Genomic DNA, 18,870 nt, shown 5'->3' with positions numbered 1-18,870 from the left:
GTAGTTAGTTAAAAGCAGTTAGCTAAAAGTAGTTAGTTAAAAGCAGTTAGTTAAAAGCAGTTAGCTCAAAACAGGCAGGGTTGTGATTATTTGATTGTTACTCGCATGAGCCTGGAAAGCGAAACTGCTGCCCTGTGGTTTACCCCGACGTTGCAGCTCCAGATAGATGCCGTTAAGCACTTTCCACTTATACTCCGTCCAGTCTGGTGCCAGTAACAGGTCTTTGTTGGCGGTGCCTGTCAGGCGATGAAAGATCAGCTCTGAAGGCGCTTCAGTTACAATATCGGCAACCAGCTGCACATATTCATCCAGAGTCATTGGTGTAACACCGCCTTGCTTCCACTGTCGTGCCATCTGGGTGCCACGCACGATGTGTAATGGGTGAAGCTTCAGGCCTGTGGTACCCATGCTGGTCACTCGTCGGGCTGAGTCTGCCGTGGCTTGTACTGGCTCCCCAGGTAACCCTGCAATCAGGTGAGTACAGTATTGCAATTCACGTTGTTGAACTCTTGCGACGGCATCTACATATTCACCAAAGCCGTGACCGCGGTTGACGCCTTGAAGCACTTTATCTGATGTTGATTGCAGACCAAGTTCAAGCCAGATTTCATGGCCCTGGTCCCGATAATCAGCCAGTAGATCTAAGACTTTATCCGGCACACAATCAGGTCGGGTGCCGATGGAGAGGCCGATGACTTTATCTATTGCTAGCGCTTCATCGTAAAGTGCTTTAAGCGTACTTATTTCTGCGTAAGTGTTGGTGTAAGCCTGAAAGTAGGCCAGATATTTTTGTGCGCCAGTACGTTTACGTATGACTTTTTTACCCGCAGCAACCTGTTCACATACGCCGGGGGTTTGTTGTGCATTGGGGTTAAATGAGGAATTATTGCAAAAGGTACAGCCACCAATGCCCTTAGTGCCGTCTCTGTTGGGGCAGGTAAACTCGGCATTAATAGAAACTTTATGTACCTTTTCACCATAGCGTTGCTGCATGGCGTATCCGAATGTGTTGACGTATCGGGTCAGGTCCATATCGGCGTTATCAGGCATCAGCTTCAGGTTATCCGACAACGTCCAGCTCCCGTTGACGGAATTTAGCTCCGCGAGATTCTGTCAGCTGCCGGCATGCTTCAATGTCGACATCTTCAAGGCCATTGATAGCACTGGCACTCACATCATCGATATACCTGGGGGCCAGTTCAACGAAATCCAGCATTGCCTGAAATGATCCGGCTAGTGCCGGCACGCAGTGACGCTGATATACCGTTTCGTTCTGAGCATTGAGCGAGATAGAGAGCGCATCAATACACTCACTCAGTTCAGGCAATATATTGCGTTTATTGACCAGATTGCCCAGCCCATCGGTATTGATACGGGTGTTACCGCCGTTCTGTTTCACCCAGTGGGCTATTTCAAGTAGCACCTTTAAACGTAGGGTAGGTTCACCATAACCACAAAAAACGATGGCATTGTAATCTTGCGGGTTACCAATCAGATCAATGATCTGTTGTGACTCAGGCCGAATCTCCATCTCTAAGTCATAACCTTTAACTTCAGTGCAACCGTTGTGTTTCGGGCAGAACTGGCAGGCGAGGGTGCACTTGTCGGTTAGGTTGATATAAAGATTATCTTCAATCTGATAAACCAGTGTGGAATCTTCAGCGTCTGAGCTGTATTTTCTTGCTGAGTTAGAGCGTGCCATCAATTATAACTACCGGTAACCGTCAATAGGGCAGCTAAAGTAACACTTATTAATGGGTAGGTTACTGATGATAATCAATCTATTTAGTGATGGTCATCCTAATAGTTGGTACCTAAGTCGATAAAAAAAAACGGGGCCTATAGCCCCGTTGTCAGATTGTCGCATGTTTACATTGCCAGACTATCTGACAATTACATGTTTGGATAGTTAGGACCACCACCGCCTTCAGGTGTTACCCAGGTGATATTCTGGGCCGGGTCTTTAATATCGCAGGTTTTACAGTGCACGCAGTTCTGAGAGTTGATCTGGAACTGTTTCTCGCCGTTTTCATCTTCCAGTACTTCATAAACCCCTGCCGGACAGTAGCGCTGGGCCGGTTCATTGAATTTCTGGAGATTCTGACCTAGTGGAATAGAGTTGTCCGTCAGTTTCAGGTGGCAAGGCTGGCTCTCTTCATGGTTAGTGTTAGAGAGGAATACGGATGAAGGCTTGTCGAAGCTTAATACGCCATCAGGCTTCGGATAACTGATCATGTTGCATTCACTGGCCGGCTTCATCTGCGCGTAATCAGCATGGTTGTCACGAATAGTGAAAGGCAGGCTGAAAATATTCTGATCGATAAAGTTCAACGCACCGCCGATTATAGTGCCGTATTTATGCAGGGCAGGTCCAAAGTTCCGGCTTCTGTGCAGTTCTTCGCAAAGCCAGGAGTTCTTGAAGTTGTCGCCATAGCTGGTCAGATCGTTGCCGCCTTCATCACCGTTGCTTAAGGCCTGGAACAGAGTTTCAGCGGCAACCATACCGGACTTCATCGCTGTGTGCGTGCCTTTGATTTTGGCAAAATTCAGGGTGCCCGCATCACAGCCTAGTAATAGTGCGCCCGGCATGCTCATTTTCGGCAGAGCGTTGTAGCCACCCTTAGTGATGGCCCGTGCACCATAGGATACCCGTTTGCCGTCTTCCAGATATTCAGCAACCAGTGGGTGGTGCTTCATACGTTGGAATTCATCAAATGGGCTAAGATGTGGATTGTCATAGTTAAGGTCGGTAATCAGACCAACAGTCACTTGGTTGTCTTCCGCGTGATAAAGGAAGAAACCACCGCTGGCACCCCCTTCGGTCAGTGGCCAGCCAGCACCATGAAGCACCAGGCCGGGCTGATGTTTAGCCGGATCAATATCCCACAGCTCTTTAATACCTACGCCGTAATGCTGAGCGTCTGCGTCTGCATCCAGTTCAAACTTAGCGATAAGCTCTTTACCCAGATGGCCGCGGCAACCTTCAGTAAAGATAGTGTATTTTGCCAACAGGTCCATACCTGGCATGTAGGTATCTTTCTGATTGCCTTCCTCGTCTAGCCCCATGTCACCGGTACCGATACCAGCAACCTGGCCGGCATCACCGTAAATTATATGAGAGGCTGGGAAGCCTGGGAAAATCTCAACGCCAAGTTGTTCAGCCTGCTCAGCTAACCAGCGACTCAGATTTCCGACACTGGCAATATAGTTACCATCGTTATGCATGGTTTTTGGGACAAGACCATTAGGGATCTTAGTCGCCTTCTGATCATCTTTCAGCAAATAGATCTGATCTTCGGTAACCTCTGTTTTTAACGGAGCCCCCAGATCTTTCCAGTTTGGAAATAGCTCATTAAGAGCGCGTGGCTCCACAACTGCGCCTGAGAGGATATGGGCACCGACTTCAGAACCTTTTTCAACTACGCAGACCATCAGTTCCTGGCCAGCCTCATTGGCTTGTTGCATCAGGCGGCATGCCGTTGATAAGCCAGCAGGGCCGGCACCAACGATTACCACATCAAATTCCATCGATTCTCTTGTCACGTTTTTCTCCCAGCGAACATAGATCCTGCATTATAGTTCATGTAGAATCAGAGCGTCTATCCTTGTGCAGGAAAGATGCATTTTAATTTTTATAGGTGTTTACCCTAATAAAGAACAGGGGTAAAAATCAACCCTTTTAACCTATTAGGGTCATTGCTTATTCTCACTTGCTGTGTAAAATAAGGGAATGCCCTAATTTTTGCCTGGCAGGTTCGTTATATTAAACGAATTTAATCATTGATAATAAAGAAGAAATAGGCGGTATGCAGATGAAAGTGCTGGTGACTGTCAAGCGCGTTATCGATTACAACGTAAAAGTACGTGTTAAATCTGATAACAGTGACGTTGATCTGAGTAATGTAAAAATGGCGATGAATCCGTTCTGCGAGATCGCCGTAGAAGAAGCTGTACGTCTTAAAGAAGCCGGTGTTGCTTCTGAGATAGTAGTTGTGTCTCTGGGGCCGCAGGCGGCACAGGAACAGATTCGTACCGCACTGGCGCTGGGCGCTGATCGCGGTATTCTGGTTCAGTCCGATGAAAATCTTGAGTCCCTGACGGTTGCTAAACTGCTGGCTAAAGTTGTTGAAGACGAGCAGCCAGGCCTGGTTATCATGGGCAAACAGGCGATCGATAGTGATAACAATCAGACCGGTCAGATGTTGGCTGCGCTGACGAATATGCCGCAAGGCACGTTCGCATCTGAAGTTAAGGTTGAAGGTGAAAAGGTTCAGGTTACCCGCGAAGTAGACGGTGGTTTGCAGACAGTTGAACTGAATATGCCTGCTATTGTTACTACGGATCTGCGTTTGAATGAACCGCGTTATGCTTCTCTGCCAAATATTATGAAAGCTAAGCGTAAGCCTCTGGATACTAAGACCCCGGAAGATCTGGGTGTTGCTGTAAAGGCGCATACTCAGTTGCTAAGTGTTGAGCCTCCGGCAGAGCGTCAGGCTGGTATCAAGGTTGCCTCTGTCGAGGAACTGGTCGACAAACTGAAAAATGAAGCCAAAGTAATTTAAGGGGACGATCAGATGGCTATATTGATTATTGCAGAACACGATAACCAGTCCCTGAAGGCAGCAACGCTGAATGCAGTGACTGCTGCTACTCAAATCGGCGGCGAGATTCATGTGCTGGTTGCAGGTTCTGGCTGTCAGGCTGCTGCCGATGCTGCCGCATCCGTTGCTGGTGTAGACAAAGTCTTACTGGCTGATAATGCCGCATACGAACATCAGCTGGCGGAAAACTTAAGTCAGCTGGTAGCTGAACTGGGTCGTGATTACAGTCATGTTGTTGCTCCGGCCACAACAACCGGTAAAAACGTGATGCCTCGGGTAGCTGCGCTACTGGACGTTGCTCAGGTATCTGACATTATCCGTGTTGATAGTGAAGATACATTTGCCCGTCCTATCTATGCAGGTAACGCTATTGCGACAGTTAAGTCTCTGGATGCGATTAAAGTTATTACTGTGCGTGGTACAGCTTTCGAAGCAGCTGCAACTGAAGGTGGTAGTGCTGCTGTTGAAGCGGTGGCTGCTGCACACGATGCAGGTATTTCCAGCTTTGTCGGGGAAGAAGTCGCGAAGAGCGATCGTCCTGAGTTGACCGCTGCAAGTGTGATCATCTCCGGTGGTCGTGGTATGGGTAATGGTGAAAACTTTGCTCTGTTGGAATCTGTTGCTGATAAGCTGGGTGCTGCCGTAGGCGCTTCCCGTGCTGCGGTTGATGCGGGTTTTGTTCCTAACGATATGCAAGTAGGCCAGACAGGTAAGATTGTTGCACCTGATCTGTACATTGCCGTTGGTATCTCCGGTGCGATTCAGCATCTGGCCGGTATGAAAGACTCTAAGGTGATTGTAGCGATCAACAAAGATGAAGAAGCGCCTATCTTCTCTGTTGCTGACTATGGTCTGGTTGCAGACCTGTTTGAAGCAGTACCTGAACTGGACGGTAAGCTTTAATTCGATTTTACAGGATTGATAATGATCCTGACTTTATGTGCTATTAAGAGGTGAGAGCCTGCCTTTTATGTTTGTATTAGCCCGGTTTTTCTTTGAAAACCGGGCTTTTTTTATGCCTGAATGAAAAGCTTAGACTGTATTAGAATGCTAAAATCAGGTATCTTATCCGGCTGTTTTAACACACTAATTCCAATATCCCTGCGCTTTCTGTTTTTGGGTTTTGCAGGCAATATGACAAATAAAGTGGAACAAGAATGATTATCAAACCGAAGATTCGTGGCTTTATCTGTACTACAACTCATCCCGTTGGTTGTGAAAATAATATCCAGGAGCAGATTGATTACACCAAAGCTCAGGGTGCTATTGAGAATGGACCTAAGCGTGTATTGGTAATAGGTTCTTCCAGCGGCTACGGTATGTCTTCCCGTATCTCTTCTGCATTTGGTTGTGGTGCTGCCACAATCGGTGTGTTTTTCGAAAAGCCAGCCACCGAGCGCAAGACCGGTACTGCGGGCTGGTATAACGCAGCAGCATTCGATAAGAAAGCGCACGAAGCGGGCCTTTATGCTAAAAGCCTCAATGGCGATGCTTTCTCTAATGAAGCTAAACAAAAAACTATTGATCTGATTAAAGAAGATCTGGGTCAGATTGATCTGGTTGTTTACTCGCTGGCTTCTCCGGTTCGTAAAATGCCTGAGACCGGTGAAGTGATCCGTTCTTGTCTGAAACCGATAGGTGAAACTTACCGTTCAACAGCCATCGATACGAATAAAGATCTGATGATTGAAGCCGAGATTGAGCCGGCGACAGAAGCTGAAATAGCAGATACTGTGACTGTTATGGGCGGCGAAGACTGGGAGCTTTGGGTTAACGCACTGGATGATGCAGGGGTGCTGGCTGAAGGCTGCAAGTCGGTGGCTTATAGCTATATCGGAACCGATATTACCTGGCCTATCTACTGGGATGGTGCGCTGGGCAAGGCGAAGAAAGACGTTGACCGTGCCGCATCTGCTTTGAATGCTAAATTGTCAGCTAAGGGTGGTAGCGCAAACGTTGCTGTTCTGAAGTCAGTTGTTACTCAGGCGAGCTCTGCAATTCCGGTGATGCCTCTGTATCTGTCGATGGTCTTTAAGATCATGCGCGAAGAGGGCGTTCACGAAGGTTGTATGGAGCAGGTTTACCGTCTGTTTAATACGGCTATTGCCGGTGATACTGGCGCTATGGATGCGGATAATCGTATGCGTATGGATGATTGGGAACTGCGTGAGGATATTCAGCAGAAATGCCGTGAATTATGGCCTCAAATTACCACAGAAAACCTGTTTGAGCAGACTGATTACCAGCTATACAAGGATGAATTCCTGAAGTTGTTTGGCTTTGGTCTTGATTCTGTTGACTACGATGCGGATGTCAGCCCAATGGTTGAGTTTGATGTGATCGATATTTGAGATGCATCATGTCATTAAAAAAAGCGGCTGAATGCCGCTTTTTTTGTGCTTGTCGGACGTAAAGCTAACCTACCGAAATGGGCAATAGGTTGTTTGAAATACTGGCGGTTTGGATGTTGAATTAAAGCTGATTTATTAAACGGCTGGCTGCAGATGACAATATCTATAAATAAACGTCTGACCATTATGGTGGTCGCTCCTGTTTCTCTTCTTGCGATTATTCTGATCGCATTTACTTACTTTGAAAATCGAATGCTGTCAGATCAGCAGCTGGATAATACAGGCAAGAACCTGATGCTGATTAAGCGGGATGAAGTTAAGGCTTATACCGTGCTGGCTTACAATTCGGTCAAACATATATATGAAGCAGGTGGCACGTTAGAGCAAGCTCTGCCAATCCTACGTAATCTTAAATACGGTGAAAGCGGCTATTTCTTTGGTTATACCGGGTCGGGTGTGCGTACTTTCATGGGGGCAACAGAGAAAGGCATAGGTAAAAATTATTGGGACCTGCAGGATTCTGACGGTGTTTACATTATTCGCGATCTGGTCAATGAAGGTAAGCAGGGAGGTGGTTTTGTCAGTTACCGTTTTCCTAAGCCGGGTCAGGAGCAGCCAGAGCAAAAGCTATCTTATGCGATTTTTTTTGAGCGTTGGGATCTGATGGTGGGAACCGGATTTTATCTTGATGACGTGAATAGTATTTTAGGTTCATTAGAAACAACCGCCGAAGACAGTCTCACATCGTTGATGAGTTATTTTATCGTCATCAGTCTGTTAGTGATGTTGGTGTCCATCGTCTTTGGTTCACTGCTTAAGCGTTCAGTGATGCGACCGCTGTCAAAGATTTCAGAATCTATGAAAAAGCTTTCAACTGGTGAGGGGGATCTAACCTCTCGTATGGATGTGGATGGTGAGCATGAGCTAGGCGTCTTAGCTAAAAACTTCAATAGCTTTATTGCATCACAGCAAAGCATGATCAAAGAGGTTGTCGGTCTGGCGGATGAAGTAAATCAAAACTCGACTGATATTCGTGAACAGATGGCTCAGGTGACTGAGCTTCTTAATCAGCAGCAGGTTGAAATAGAGCACTCAGCATCGGCAATGAATGAGATGTCTGCGACTGCCTATGATATTGCCAGTAACACTGCTGAGACGGCAAATTCCACTAATGATTCAAAGGATAACCTGCAGCAGGCAGAGGGCAGTGTTATCGAATTAACTGAGGCGGTAAAGGTACTGGCTCAGGATGTAGGTAGCTCTAATGAGGCAATCTCTACTCTTGAAACTAATGTTCAGGATATTATCTCAATTGTGGGTGTGATTCAGGAGATAGCTGAGCAAACTAATCTGCTGGCACTCAACGCAGCGATTGAGGCTGCCCGGGCAGGTGAACAGGGCAGAGGCTTTGCTGTGGTTGCGGATGAGGTGCGTACTCTGGCGACCCGTACACAGTCCAGTACCTTAGAGGTGCATGAAAGTATAGAGAAGCTTAAGAAGGCATCAGTTGTTGCTGTAAAAACTATGCAGAATAGCTTTAAGCAAAGTGATCTGGCAGTCTCTCAGTCAGAGACCGGTGTTTTGGAACTTCAGAAAGTGACAGGTCACATGAATAATATCCAGGAGATGGCGACTGTCATAGCTACTGCTGCAGAGGAGCAGAGTCAGGTATGTGAGAACCTGAATAAGACAGTTACAGAGATCGCGGGTCACTCTGAAATGTCTACCCAAATCGCTAAGGAGAATAGCCATTCTGTGCAACAGCTATCGGATGATGCTGAACGATTACTGCAGTTGGTTGGCCGGTTTAGGGTCGAATAAGCGATTACCTGAAAGGAAAAGGGGCTTTTGCCCCTTTTTTGTTTTTTAAAATATATTGAAAATTATCGTCGGATTTAGCCGAAATCAACGGAATTCTTAGATAACCAGAAAATTACTCTGTTCGGCACAAATAAACAGGAAATGACTCATATATGTACGACTTTAGGCTAGCAATAAGCCTAAGGGATGATGATATTTTACCGCATTGCACAAGATTTTTTTTCAGGAATAAGTATAATCTTCGCCACGGTTTTGGCCTGCGGACAGTCTGTCATTTGGTTAGCATTGTGGCAGACTCTTGAGCAGGTCAATTGTGAGAGATTTCAGGAATATCAAAAAGTTATATCTATATGATAGGTAGGCATATCTTTTTGTACAGGCCACAAGTCATGTTCTGGAGTCGTCTCAGCCACCATTATTTATAGTTGAATGGCGAAGTTTGTATGACCTCAAAATCTGTTGATGTACTACTGGTTGGTGCAGGTGCAATGAGCACCACTCTGGGGGTTTTGCTTAAGCAGCTGGACCCTTCCCTTAAAGTAGCTATGGTTGAGCGTCTTGACCATGTTGCCCATGAAAGTACCGACGCGATGAACAATGCGGGTACCGGTCATGCGGCCTATTGTGAGCTGAATTATACTTCGCAAAGCGAAGGTGGCAGCATCAATACCGACAAGGCGTTTTCTATTAACGCCGCGTTCGAAACCAGCCTTCAGTTCTGGTCTTATCTGGTAGAGCAGGGCTCTTTGCCAGAACCTCATAACTTTATCAATAATGTGCCTCATCAGAGTGTTGTGATGGGTGCTGAAAATGTTGAATTCCTGCGTAAACGCCATGCCGCTTTGAGTGCGCAGCCTCAGTTTGCAGAGATGGAATTCTCAGAAGACCCTGAAGTATTAGCGCAGTGGATGCCGCTGATCATGAAGAATCGTGATATCAGTGAGCCTGTTGCCGGTACCCGTGTTCGCTATGGTGCCGACGTTAACTTTGGCGCGCTGGCTCGCAATATGGTCGATTATCTGGAGCAGCAGGATGATTTTGAGTTACTGCTAAGCCGCTCGGTAGAAGATCTGGCTCAGTACAGCGATGGTGACTGGAAGGTTGAGCTAAAGAATGGCCACAATGGTCAGACTGAATCTATTCGTACCCGTTTCCTGTTTCTAGGTGCTGGCGGCGGTGCTTTGCCTTTACTGCAAAAGTCAGGTATTCCTGAAGCCGATGGTTATGGTGGATTCCCGGTGAGTGGTCAGTGGCTGGTGTGTCGAAAGCCCGAAATCGTAGAGCAGCATATGGCGAAGGTTTATGGCCAGGCTCCTATAGGTGCGCCACCAATGTCAGTTCCACATCTGGATACCCGTCTTATTGATGGTGAACGTGCTTTGTTGTTTGGACCTTTTGCGGGTTTTACAACTAAATTCCTGAAAGAAGGCTCTGTGATGGATATGCCTTTGAGTGTTCGCCTGAGTAACCTGAAACCGATGATGCAGGTAGGGGCCAAAAATATGGACCTGACCCGCTATCTGATCAGTGAGGTGATGCAATCACACTCTGATCGTGTCGAGTCGCTACGTCGATTCTTCCCAGACGCAAAAGATGAAGACTGGGAGCTTTCATATGCAGGCCAGCGGGTGCAGATCATTAAGAAAAATGCCGAAGGTGAGGGTAAGCTCGAATTTGGTACTGAAGTGATTTCATCGTCCGATGGTCGTCTGGCGGCTCTGTTGGGTGCCTCTCCGGGCGCTTCCACGGCAACGCCGACAATGATCGATGTGATAGAGCGTTGTTTCCCTGAGCAGTTGGCGACGCCAGAGTGGCAGGAAAAACTTAAGCAGATGGCGCCTACTTATGGTCAGGATCTGACTCAGGATGGCGCACTACTGCGAGCCAGTCGTGCAAGAACACTGTCTACTTTGCAGTTAGACAAGGACTATCAGGCCTGATAAGTTTTATGCTAATACCCTTACACTAGTGCAATGCCAAGATACAAAGACCACTCTTCGGAGTGGTTTTTTTTGCCTGAAGATTGATTAAGACTTTACCTTATTAGTAAAAGTTAATATAGTTAATTCTAATATTAGTGATATCTAATGGAAGGTTGTATGAATAAAAACGTGCTTCTGGTGGGGTTGCTCTATTGCGTTGTAGCAACAGGTGTTTTAGCCGCAGATAAGCCAGAAAAAATTAAAGCTCAGACCTCTCTCGGTCTTTATGTTACTGCTCAGGAAGCCTGGACTAAGTTGCAAGCTGATGACTCAGCAATTCTTGTGGATGTCCGTGATCCGGTTGAGATCAAGTTCACAGGCTTTGCGTCATCAACTCATATTCATGTGCCTTGGATGCTTGCAGACATTAATGGTTGGAGCGATAAGCAAAGTAGTTGGTCAATGGTGAAAAACCCAGCCTTTAGCTCACAAGTGTTAGATAAATTAGATAAGGCCGGTGCAACGTTGGATACCACCATTATTGTAATGTGTCGTTCCGGCTCATCGCGTAGCGCACCTGCAGTGAATCTTTTAGCAGCAAAAGGTTATAAGCAGGTTTGGACGGTTGTTGATGGTTTCGAAGGCAGTACTTTAAAGGAAGGTGACTCAAAAGGTGTGCGGGCAGCAAATGGTTGGCGCAATGCGGGTTTACCTTGGAGTTATAAAATTGACCCTGCTGTTGCCTGGCAGGCAGCTAAATAAGGATAGTTAAAATATGAAAAAGTTTGTAACAGTATTCATTCTGGCTGCTGCTTTAGTTTCCCCGCTTAAGGTTATGGCGGAAGAAACAGTCGATAAAGTTCTGATAACTTTGACGAGTTCAGAGCAACAGGCTCGAGGTATGGCCATGGTTTTAGGTAATATGATGCAGAATAAAGGTGCTGAGGTCAGCGTTCTTCTTTGTGATAGTGCTGGTGATATGGCGCTTAAGAATCAGGTATCTGAGCCATTAAAACCAAAAAATGTGACACCTGAACAATTGATGGTAAAGCTTATGTCAGGCGGTGCGAAAGTGGATGTTTGTGCACTGTACCTGCCTAATAAAGGAATTCAGCTGGATGCTTTGCTGGAGGGCGTTGGCGCTGCGAAACCACCGGTTATGGCTGCCGCGTTGCTTGAAGCAGATACCCGAGTCTTTAATTTCTAACTAGCGATTAAGCAATCTTTTTGACGCACCTGACAGACTCTCTGAACGGTGCGTTTTTGTTTGCGTCTAAATTAACGGTGAGATTTTTATATATCAAAATTCACCTGAAGGCTTGTTCTTTCTTATGCTGACCAGCTTAGGTCGAAATCTAAGCTCTAACTGAAGCGTAATCGTATTCGTTACGGATATTTAAGCTCTGTTTAAATCGGTTCCTCTGTTATTATTCTGTTCGATTCAGATATCACCTCTGGAAATATCTCAATTCTTGTTACAAGGGACTATATCTATCAGACTTTCTGCCGTGGAACAGATATTGAGAGAACTGGGTTGTCTTACAATCGCTGCAAATGTTATTCACTCTGCTTAAGGATTTTCAATGATTTCTCAGTTGCAACAAGCGTTGGCTAACCGGACCGGATTACTGGAACAGTTGCACGACGAAAATACCGATTGCTACCGTTTATTTCATGGCACAAATGAGGGCTGTGCTGGCCTTACGGTTGATCGCTATGGTCCTCAGTTGTTGGTTCAGACATTTCACGAGCCGATTGACCAGACCGAAGCAGAGAGTATCCAGCAAGTGACAGAGCAGGCATTGGCTGAGTCACTGCAGTTGGTTTATAACGATCGAAGCCAAAAGAACTCACGTCGTGTTGATGAACGGCAGTTAGATAACCTGGAATATACAGGTCATGAGCTGGGTGTAAAATATCTGGTTAAGGGTAAACATCAGGGACAGGATCCTCTGCTGTTTCTTGATATACGTGCGGGGCGGCGTTGGATGCAGCAGAATGCTGCGAATAAGTCGGTGCTTAATCTGTTCTCTTATACATGCGGTGTTGGCGTTGTAGCTGCTAGTGCCGGAGCTAACCGGGTGCTGAACGTTGACTTCTCAACCCGCTCTCTGAATGTTGGTCGGCACAATGCCCGGTTGAACGGTCTGAGTGAAGATCAGATCAGTTTCTTTCAAAGTGACTTTTTTACGGCGGCTAAACAACTTGCTGGTATTCCGATTAAACAGCGGGTCGGTCGGGGCCGCAAGCCTAAAAGTTTTCCCCATATTGATGAGGAACAGTTCGATCTGGTGTTTCTCGATCCGCCGCGTTGGGCGAAAAGTTCTTTCGGTACCGTTGACCTGATTCGTGATTATCCCAGTGTTCTGAAGCCTTCTTTACTGGCGACTAAGCCGGGTGGTCAGTTGGTATGTGCCAATAATGTTGCCAGTGTCGCATTTGAAGATTGGCTCGATGTTGTAAAACGTTGTGCTGCTAAAGCGGGGCGCCCAGTGCTCGATATTCAACAAATTAAGCCCGAAGCTGACTTCCCATCGCCGGATGGTCAGTTTCCTTTGAAAATGCTGGTGCTGCAATTCTGAGTTGGATGAAAACAGTGCTGTATCAGACCATAAGCTCATGAATAGCTTTGTCGGTAATATTCATCTCCCTTGTTGTGAGGTTCAGAATTAACGGTTGCTATTACCAATTCAGATGCGATGCGTCTCAAGAGTGACGCCGGTCACTTTAAAGCCGAGCATTGCCACCCGTCCTTTGGCTCGATCATCACCGGTAGCGGTGAAGTCAAACAGGTAAGAACGCCAGATTCTGAGTTTGCCGTTATGATCGCGCTTGAACCAGAAACCGCGCAGATAGATGCTGTGATCCAGTAATTGCAAATCCATCTCTTTGCACTCTTTAACCGCAGCTCTTAGTGCCACTTCTTTGGCTTTCTGACCGTGCCACCAGTGCAGGCAGGCCAGACAGAGCAAGGTTAGCCAAAACAGATCAGATAATTCAAAATACACAGTTAACCCTTTTCCTTTCCAAGATAAACAGAACCAATCCCCCCACTGATAATCAGTATTGCACCGGCTATAGCGAAGGTGTCAGGCACCTGTTGCCAGAAATACCATCCTAACAGGCCGGTAAACAGCACGCCGAAGTAACTAAGTGGCGCGATCACTGTTGCTTTGGCGTATTTATAAGCCTGAGTATAGAGCCACATAATGACCCAGATAGAAAGCCCTATAATCAGCATTAGTGGTAGTGTGAATAGCGGGACTGACTGCCACTGAGTAATAGCGAGCGGTACAGATAACAGCGCGGAAATACTGAAGTAGTAGAACAGAATTCTATTGGTCGGTTCTGTTTTGGTTAACACCCGGGTCGTGACAATAGAAGCTGCCAATGCGATAGCAGAGGTAAAGGCTATCAGGTGTCCGAGGCTAAGGCTGCTTCCGTCAGGCTTCAGCACCAGCGCAATCCCTATAAAACCCAACAGAACCGGCAACCAATTACGCCAGGGCATGCGGTATTTTAACCATATCAGTACAACGACCGGCACCACTAGAGGTGCTGAATTTCGCAGTAGAGATGCCTCAACCATAGGTATCTCATTCAGCGCCAGATAATAGCTATAGAAACAGAGCCAGCCTGCAGTGCCACGGAGCAGGTGGAGTAGGGGCCTTTCAGTTTTAAGTTGTTTCAGACCTTTAGCTGCCAGCCAGGGCAGCATAACAGCCACACAGATAAGATACTGGACCAGTACTATGAGCTCGACAGAGACAAATTCCGACGTGTATTTGATTACCGCTGCAGTCAGGCTCATCACTAGCGTTGTCGCTAATGCAAGTCCAGCACCGAGCAAAAGATCTGAAGAACGGCTTACCAAGATTGTCTATCCTGTCTCTTATTAAAGAATATAGTTAAAACTGAATTTCTTTATTGAAGGGGGAGATAATACAGCCTGTGTTGGTTGATGTAACTGTGATGCTACAAGTAATAGATAAGAGCGTAGGTTTTGAAAGAAGTTAACCTGATCAACAGGTAACCCCTGGGTTTATCTGTTGCCGCTTAATCTGGTTTTTTTCGACGGTGAGTATTTATGGAGCCATTTTCCTAGACCTTTATTGAATTATTTACTTAATGATAAGTAGCCCATTTGATCTGTCTGATAGCTCTACAAGCCTTGACCTTAAAAGCTCTGAGAATTCCAGCGCCAGCCTGGATATGGAGCGTGTGGCCGGATAGATGATGTTGTAATTAAACCGTATCGAAGGGGTAAAAGGCTTTATGATTAAACCTCTTTCGATATAGTTAATTGCGGTAACAGCGTCAACCAGTGAGACTCCGGAGCCCGCCAAAACGTATGAACAAGCCACATGGGAAACCTGGGTGTCGAACAGCATCTGCCTTTTAACATCCGCTTGCTCAAATACTTCATCAACTTTGTACCTGATGCTTTGTTCTGTGCCCAGTGAAACAAATAACTCACCTTCAAGATCTTTGGGAACAATTTCACTTTTATCCTGCAGAGGGTGGCCGGGAGGCAGGATACAAACGAGCTGAGTCTGGGCAAGCGACTCAACTTTAATGGCAGGGTCAGACACTTTTATTGCGGACAATCCGATATCGAAGTGTTGGGTCGCAATCCAGTCGGCTACCTGCTGCGAGCTTCTGACCTGAAGGGTCATCGAAACCCCTTTATTTTGTTGCTGAAAGTCATGGGCTACTTTAGGAAGAAATTCCTGAGCCATCGTTGGCATGCATGCTATCCGAAGTGTTCCCCGATGAAACTCTCTGAGTTCCTCCGCCGTTCTTGCCAGCTGTTCAACGCCAACGAATGATCTTTCAACCTCCTCGAAAAGTATTAAGGCTTCAGGTGTGGGTAGCAGGCGTTTCTTATGGCGCTCAAACAGAGTTACCTTCACTGATGCTTCGAAGTCACTTAACAGACGGCTTACAGCAGGTTGTGAAATAAATAACATTTCAGCCGCGCCGGTTGTGGTGCCTGCAATCATCACCGCACGAAATGCTTCTACCTGTCTAAAGCTCAATTTGGCCATATTAGATCTCCTTCAAGACAAAACTATATAACACTATGTTATCAAGTGCCAAAGATAAACGATTTGATGTTATTTGCTCGTTTTGTGACCATGGCATGACCTGCTGAGATGAACTTTATCTCAGCACTATCAACTTTTAATAGGCTCCAGCAAAGAGATAATAATTATGGAGAGGTTGTTCAGATACACTCTGGCGATATTAATCAGCACCGTGGCTGGTATGCAATTCGTTCAGGTTATTACGCGTTACGTCTTTGAAACTCCGATTATGGGATTAGAGGAAGTAGCCGTTATCCCGACCCTGTGGCTTTACATCCTTGGAGCAGTTAATGCTTCCCGTGAGGATACTCAAATCAGGGCTAACGTCCTTGAGATTTTTCTCGATACGGAAAGAGCCCGTCATATTCTGTTAGTGATATCAGAGTTCTTAAGTTTGATCATCTCTGCCTGGCTAACCTGGTGGGCATGGGACTACTTCAAATATGCCATGCGCGTTGGCAAAGAGACTCCGACCCTCTACCTGCCAACCATTATTTACGAATCGGCTCTGTTTATTGGTCTCCTGCTGATGAGCTGTTATGTCGCCTGGCATCTGTATAAGCATGTTCGCTTCCTGATCAAGGGAGGTCCTGAAGCAGATAAGCCGATAGATCATGAGCACCCTCACACCAGTGAACTCGATGAATTTCAGATGTTAGAACAGAAAGAGGTACGTGCAGATGATTGAAATCGCACTATTAGCGTTTGCTGTGCTCGTTATTTTGCTCAGCTTAGGGGTACCCCTGCCGTACTGTTTTGGTGCCGGTTTGATGGTAATGGCCTTAATCGGTGAAGCGACCTTTAAGGGGATGATGCTATGGGGATTCAGCCAGTTAACTAACCCCGTGCTTCTGGCTATTCCTTTATTTGTATTTGCCGGCACCATCATGAGTGTCAGCGGTATTGCAGCAAGTCTGTTGAAGTTTGTTAACGTCTTTGTCGGCCGTATTCGTGGCGGTCTGGGTGTTGTGGCTTCAATCAGCTGTGCAATTATCGGTGCAATTTCTGGTAGTGGCCTGACCGGTATTGCGGCCATTGGCCCGTTGCTGATTCCTGAGATGGAGCGTAAAGGTTATCCGCGTGCTTACGCCACAGCTCTGATCGCCAACTCTTCAATTCTGGGTCTGTTGATTCCACCCAGTGTCACCATGATCGTTTATGGCTGGGTCACCGAGACATCAATTCTGGCAAGTTTTCTGGCAACGCTGGGGCCTGGGCTTCTGATCATGCTGAATTTTGCCATCGTGAATCTGGTGATGGCGCGGAAGTTTCCACTGGTGTTGGATGAGCAAGTCTCAATGGGTGAAATGGTCAAACAGGCCGGCTCAAATACTGTACTTGCTACTCCCGCTTTGTTAATGCCGGTGATTATCCTGGGCGGTATCTATGGCGGCATTATGACGCCAACAGAGGCGGCTGCTGTTGCTGTGATTTATGCTCTGCCGGTAGGTTTCATGATCTATAAAGGGCTTACCTGGAAAGGTTTCCTTGAAGCGGGAAAAGAGTCTGCGACCGCCGTTGGCGCGATCCTGATCATGATCCTGTTTAGTCTGATGCTGAGTCAGATGTTTGTGATGGAAGATATTCCACAAGCGCTGGTGGAGTCCATTTTTGAGATTACTCAGGACAAAACGACGCTGCTGATTCTGGTCACACTGTTTCTGTTCGCTATCGGCATGGTTGTTAATGATATTACCGCGATCATTCTGACTGCACCACTGCTGATGCCTTTGATGGGCGCGCTTGGCGTAAGCCCAATCCAGTTTGCCGCCATTATGGGTGTTACCACTGCGATGGGCGGGGTGACACCTCCGTATGCCAGCATCCTCTATCTGGGTGCTCGAATAGGTAACGTTAAATTCACTGAAGTGATTAAACCGGCAATGATCCTGTTGCTGTTTGGTTATCTGCCAGTAGTGGTGCTGGTTCTGATCTGGCCCGAACTCTCTGAGTATATCCCGGCAATGTTGGGTTACTGAAAACGCTAAAGCATCGACCTAATAGATTGTCTTAAAAAATAGTCCAATGAAAACAAAAAGAGGAAAACCATGTTTACATCAATTACTAAAAAATTAGTTCTGGCGATGTCTTTGTCGCTGGCCACCGTTGGAATTGCCGAAGCGGCAACGCTTAAACTGTCCCATGTTCGTCCACAAGGGGCCGCTATTGATATAGATGCCAAGCAGTTCGCTGAAGACGTTTCTGCGGCAACAGAGGGTAAGTTGCGGGTTAAACTTTACGCGGCAAATGCACTGGGCGATTACACGGTGGTACAGGAACGTGTTGGTCTTGGTGCTGTCGATATGGCAGTGCAACCAATCGCCTCCAGCGTTGATAAGCGTTTTCAGATTGTATCGCTGCCATACATGGTTCAGGGATGGGAGGATGCCAAGGGTAAGTTTGGCCCCGGTTCTGTAATGCGTGACACGGTATCTTCTTTGTACCAGCAGCAGGGCATCAAAGTCTTAGGTGCGTGGCCAGTTTATTTCGGCGGTATTGCGCTGAATAAACAAGTTGATGGTGCTGCTGATTCAGCTATTAGCAAGTCTGCTAAAGTACGTGTTCCGCCGATTAAGGTGTTCCAGTTGTTGGCAGATAATGTTGGTTTTATCGGTTCACCGTTGCCATTCTCAGAAGCATTTACAGCTGTTCAGACCGGCGTGGTTGACGGCGTTATAGGCTCGGGTGCTGAGGGGTACTTCGCTTCATTCCGCGATGTTACAAAATACTATGTGCCACTGAATACACACTTTGAAGTGTGGTATCTGCTGATCAATGAAGAGCGCTTCAATGATCTGAAACCTGAGCAGCAAGCTGCCGTATCTAAGGCGGCTCTGAACTTTGAAAACCGTCGTTGGGCAACGGCTGAGAAAGATCAGGCGGCAAATGAGCAGCGCCTGGCTGATGCCGGTGCAACTATTGTTGAGGTAACCCCTGAGCAGATTGCAGCGACTGCTGAAAAAGTTAAACAGAATGTATGGCCTGAAATTGTCGATGATATCGGCAAGGAATGGGCTGAGAAAATTCTTAACGCCGCTCTGGCTCAATAAGTTCGATCCGCCGGTCAGGCTACATGCCTGGCCGGACC

At 46.7% G+C, this 18,870-nt stretch carries 17 protein-coding genes; 11 read left to right on the top strand and 6 right to left on the bottom strand.

Annotation, left to right across the window (positions count from 1 at the left end; all coding sequences use genetic code 11):
* Positions 1–60: 60 nt before the first annotated feature.
* The 3 genes from mnmL to EHS89_RS00650 all read right to left on the bottom strand — a co-directional run bounded on the left by mnmL (position 61) and on the right by EHS89_RS00650 (position 3,528).
* The gene (mnmL, locus tag EHS89_RS00660; protein WP_229753523.1) at positions 61–1,071 is read right to left on the bottom strand and encodes a tRNA modification radical SAM protein MnmL/YtqA; all 1,011 of its coding nucleotides are present in this window, start codon (positions 1,069–1,071) and stop codon (positions 61–63) included.
* Complete coding sequence (locus tag EHS89_RS00655) at positions 1,061–1,702, bottom strand: TatD family nuclease-associated radical SAM protein (RefSeq protein ID WP_124924180.1); 642 nt, start codon at positions 1,700–1,702, stop codon at positions 1,061–1,063. Before EHS89_RS00655 ends, mnmL begins: the two co-directional genes overlap by 11 nt.
* A 191-nt stretch (positions 1,703–1,893) precedes the next feature.
* Positions 1,894–3,528, bottom strand: coding sequence for an electron transfer flavoprotein-ubiquinone oxidoreductase (locus EHS89_RS00650; RefSeq protein WP_124924879.1), 1,635 nt, complete (start codon positions 3,526–3,528; stop codon positions 1,894–1,896).
* A gap of 284 nt (positions 3,529–3,812) precedes the next feature.
* Here EHS89_RS00650 and EHS89_RS00645 point away from each other — a divergent pair, with 284 nt between their 5' ends.
* The 8 genes from EHS89_RS00645 (at position 3,813) to EHS89_RS00610 (ending at position 13,277) form a co-directional block, all read left to right on the top strand.
* Positions 3,813–4,562 carry an electron transfer flavoprotein subunit beta/FixA family protein gene (locus EHS89_RS00645; RefSeq protein ID WP_124924878.1) on the top strand — a complete coding sequence of 250 codons (750 nt, stop codon included), beginning with the start codon at positions 3,813–3,815 and terminating at the stop codon, positions 4,560–4,562.
* Positions 4,563–4,574: 12 nt separating this feature from the next.
* A complete protein-coding gene (locus EHS89_RS00640) occupies positions 4,575–5,504 on the top strand; it encodes an electron transfer flavoprotein subunit alpha/FixB family protein (RefSeq protein WP_124924179.1) in 930 nt (309 codons plus the stop codon).
* A 254-nt stretch (positions 5,505–5,758) separates the two neighbouring features.
* Positions 5,759–6,952, top strand: coding sequence for an enoyl-ACP reductase FabV (gene fabV, locus EHS89_RS00635; RefSeq protein ID WP_124924178.1), 1,194 nt, complete (start codon positions 5,759–5,761; stop codon positions 6,950–6,952).
* 153 nt (positions 6,953–7,105) lie between these two features.
* A complete protein-coding gene (locus EHS89_RS00630) occupies positions 7,106–8,773 on the top strand; it encodes a methyl-accepting chemotaxis protein (protein ID WP_124924177.1) in 1,668 nt (555 codons plus the stop codon).
* Between the two features lie 443 nt (positions 8,774–9,216).
* Positions 9,217–10,713 (top strand): malate dehydrogenase (quinone), encoded by a 1,497-nt coding sequence (gene mqo, locus EHS89_RS00625; protein ID WP_124924176.1) that lies wholly within the window; start codon positions 9,217–9,219, stop codon positions 10,711–10,713.
* A 159-nt stretch (positions 10,714–10,872) separates the two neighbouring features.
* Positions 10,873–11,457, top strand: a complete 585-nt coding sequence (locus EHS89_RS00620) for a rhodanese-like domain-containing protein (RefSeq protein ID WP_124924175.1) — start codon at positions 10,873–10,875, stop codon at positions 11,455–11,457.
* Positions 11,458–11,470: 13 nt separating this feature from the next.
* Entirely contained in the window at positions 11,471–11,902 is a 432-nt protein-coding gene (locus EHS89_RS00615; RefSeq protein ID WP_124924174.1) for a DsrE family protein, read from the top strand.
* A gap of 376 nt (positions 11,903–12,278) precedes the next feature.
* Entirely contained in the window at positions 12,279–13,277 is a 999-nt protein-coding gene (locus EHS89_RS00610; RefSeq protein WP_124924173.1) for a class I SAM-dependent rRNA methyltransferase, read from the top strand.
* A 108-nt stretch (positions 13,278–13,385) separates the two neighbouring features.
* Here the strand turns inward: EHS89_RS00610 and EHS89_RS00605 are convergent, their stop codons facing one another.
* From EHS89_RS00605 to EHS89_RS00595, 3 genes are all read right to left on the bottom strand, one after another.
* Complete coding sequence (locus EHS89_RS00605; RefSeq protein ID WP_124924172.1) at positions 13,386–13,703, bottom strand: DUF3301 domain-containing protein; 318 nt, start codon at positions 13,701–13,703, stop codon at positions 13,386–13,388.
* A gap of 2 nt (positions 13,704–13,705) precedes the next feature.
* Complete coding sequence (locus tag EHS89_RS00600; RefSeq protein ID WP_229753525.1) at positions 13,706–14,569, bottom strand: DMT family transporter; 864 nt, start codon at positions 14,567–14,569, stop codon at positions 13,706–13,708.
* A 247-nt stretch (positions 14,570–14,816) separates the two neighbouring features.
* Positions 14,817–15,743, bottom strand: coding sequence for a LysR family transcriptional regulator (locus EHS89_RS00595; RefSeq protein WP_124924171.1), 927 nt, complete (start codon positions 15,741–15,743; stop codon positions 14,817–14,819).
* Between the two features lie 166 nt (positions 15,744–15,909).
* On the opposite strand from EHS89_RS00595, the gene EHS89_RS00590 reads away from it, so the two are divergent.
* The 3 genes from EHS89_RS00590 (at position 15,910) to dctP (ending at position 18,832) form a co-directional block, all read left to right on the top strand.
* Positions 15,910–16,470 carry a TRAP transporter small permease gene (locus EHS89_RS00590; RefSeq protein ID WP_124924170.1) on the top strand — a complete coding sequence of 187 codons (561 nt, stop codon included), beginning with the start codon at positions 15,910–15,912 and terminating at the stop codon, positions 16,468–16,470.
* Positions 16,463–17,761, top strand: coding sequence for a TRAP transporter large permease (locus tag EHS89_RS00585; protein WP_124924169.1), 1,299 nt, complete (start codon positions 16,463–16,465; stop codon positions 17,759–17,761). The genes EHS89_RS00590 and EHS89_RS00585 overlap by 8 nt, the downstream gene beginning before the upstream one ends.
* A 69-nt stretch (positions 17,762–17,830) precedes the next feature.
* Complete coding sequence (gene dctP, locus EHS89_RS00580) at positions 17,831–18,832, top strand: TRAP transporter substrate-binding protein DctP (RefSeq protein WP_124924168.1); 1,002 nt, start codon at positions 17,831–17,833, stop codon at positions 18,830–18,832.
* Positions 18,833–18,870: the final 38 nt, after the last annotated feature.

Source organism: Amphritea balenae (assembly GCF_003858655.1).
GTDB lineage: Bacteria > Pseudomonadota > Gammaproteobacteria > Pseudomonadales > Balneatricaceae > Amphritea > Amphritea balenae.
This window is presented reverse-complemented; position numbering and strand designations above follow the sequence as displayed.

What these genes read in the sequence shown, in the direction of transcription:
- EHS89_RS00620 (WP_124924175.1), top strand. Translation starts at nt 10,873, where the DNA reads ATGAATAAAAACGTGCTTCTGGTGGGGTTGCTCTATTGCGTTGTAGCA.
- EHS89_RS00595 (WP_124924171.1), bottom strand. Translation starts at nt 15,743, where the DNA reads ATGGCCAAATTGAGCTTTAGACAGGTAGAAGCATTTCGTGCGGTGATG.
- dctP (WP_124924168.1), top strand. Translation starts at nt 17,831, where the DNA reads ATGTTTACATCAATTACTAAAAAATTAGTTCTGGCGATGTCTTTGTCG.
- EHS89_RS00615 (WP_124924174.1), top strand. Translation starts at nt 11,471, where the DNA reads ATGAAAAAGTTTGTAACAGTATTCATTCTGGCTGCTGCTTTAGTTTCC.
- EHS89_RS00655 (WP_124924180.1), bottom strand. Translation starts at nt 1,702, where the DNA reads ATGGCACGCTCTAACTCAGCAAGAAAATACAGCTCAGACGCTGAAGAT.
- EHS89_RS00650 (WP_124924879.1), bottom strand. Translation starts at nt 3,528, where the DNA reads ATGGAATTTGATGTGGTAATCGTTGGTGCCGGCCCTGCTGGCTTATCA.
- mqo (WP_124924176.1), top strand. Translation starts at nt 9,217, where the DNA reads ATGACCTCAAAATCTGTTGATGTACTACTGGTTGGTGCAGGTGCAATG.
- EHS89_RS00645 (WP_124924878.1), top strand. Translation starts at nt 3,813, where the DNA reads ATGAAAGTGCTGGTGACTGTCAAGCGCGTTATCGATTACAACGTAAAA.
- EHS89_RS00640 (WP_124924179.1), top strand. Translation starts at nt 4,575, where the DNA reads ATGGCTATATTGATTATTGCAGAACACGATAACCAGTCCCTGAAGGCA.
- EHS89_RS00630 (WP_124924177.1), top strand. Translation starts at nt 7,106, where the DNA reads ATGACAATATCTATAAATAAACGTCTGACCATTATGGTGGTCGCTCCT.
- EHS89_RS00585 (WP_124924169.1), top strand. Translation starts at nt 16,463, where the DNA reads ATGATTGAAATCGCACTATTAGCGTTTGCTGTGCTCGTTATTTTGCTC.
- EHS89_RS00610 (WP_124924173.1), top strand. Translation starts at nt 12,279, where the DNA reads ATGATTTCTCAGTTGCAACAAGCGTTGGCTAACCGGACCGGATTACTG.
- fabV (WP_124924178.1), top strand. Translation starts at nt 5,759, where the DNA reads ATGATTATCAAACCGAAGATTCGTGGCTTTATCTGTACTACAACTCAT.
- EHS89_RS00590 (WP_124924170.1), top strand. Translation starts at nt 15,910, where the DNA reads ATGGAGAGGTTGTTCAGATACACTCTGGCGATATTAATCAGCACCGTG.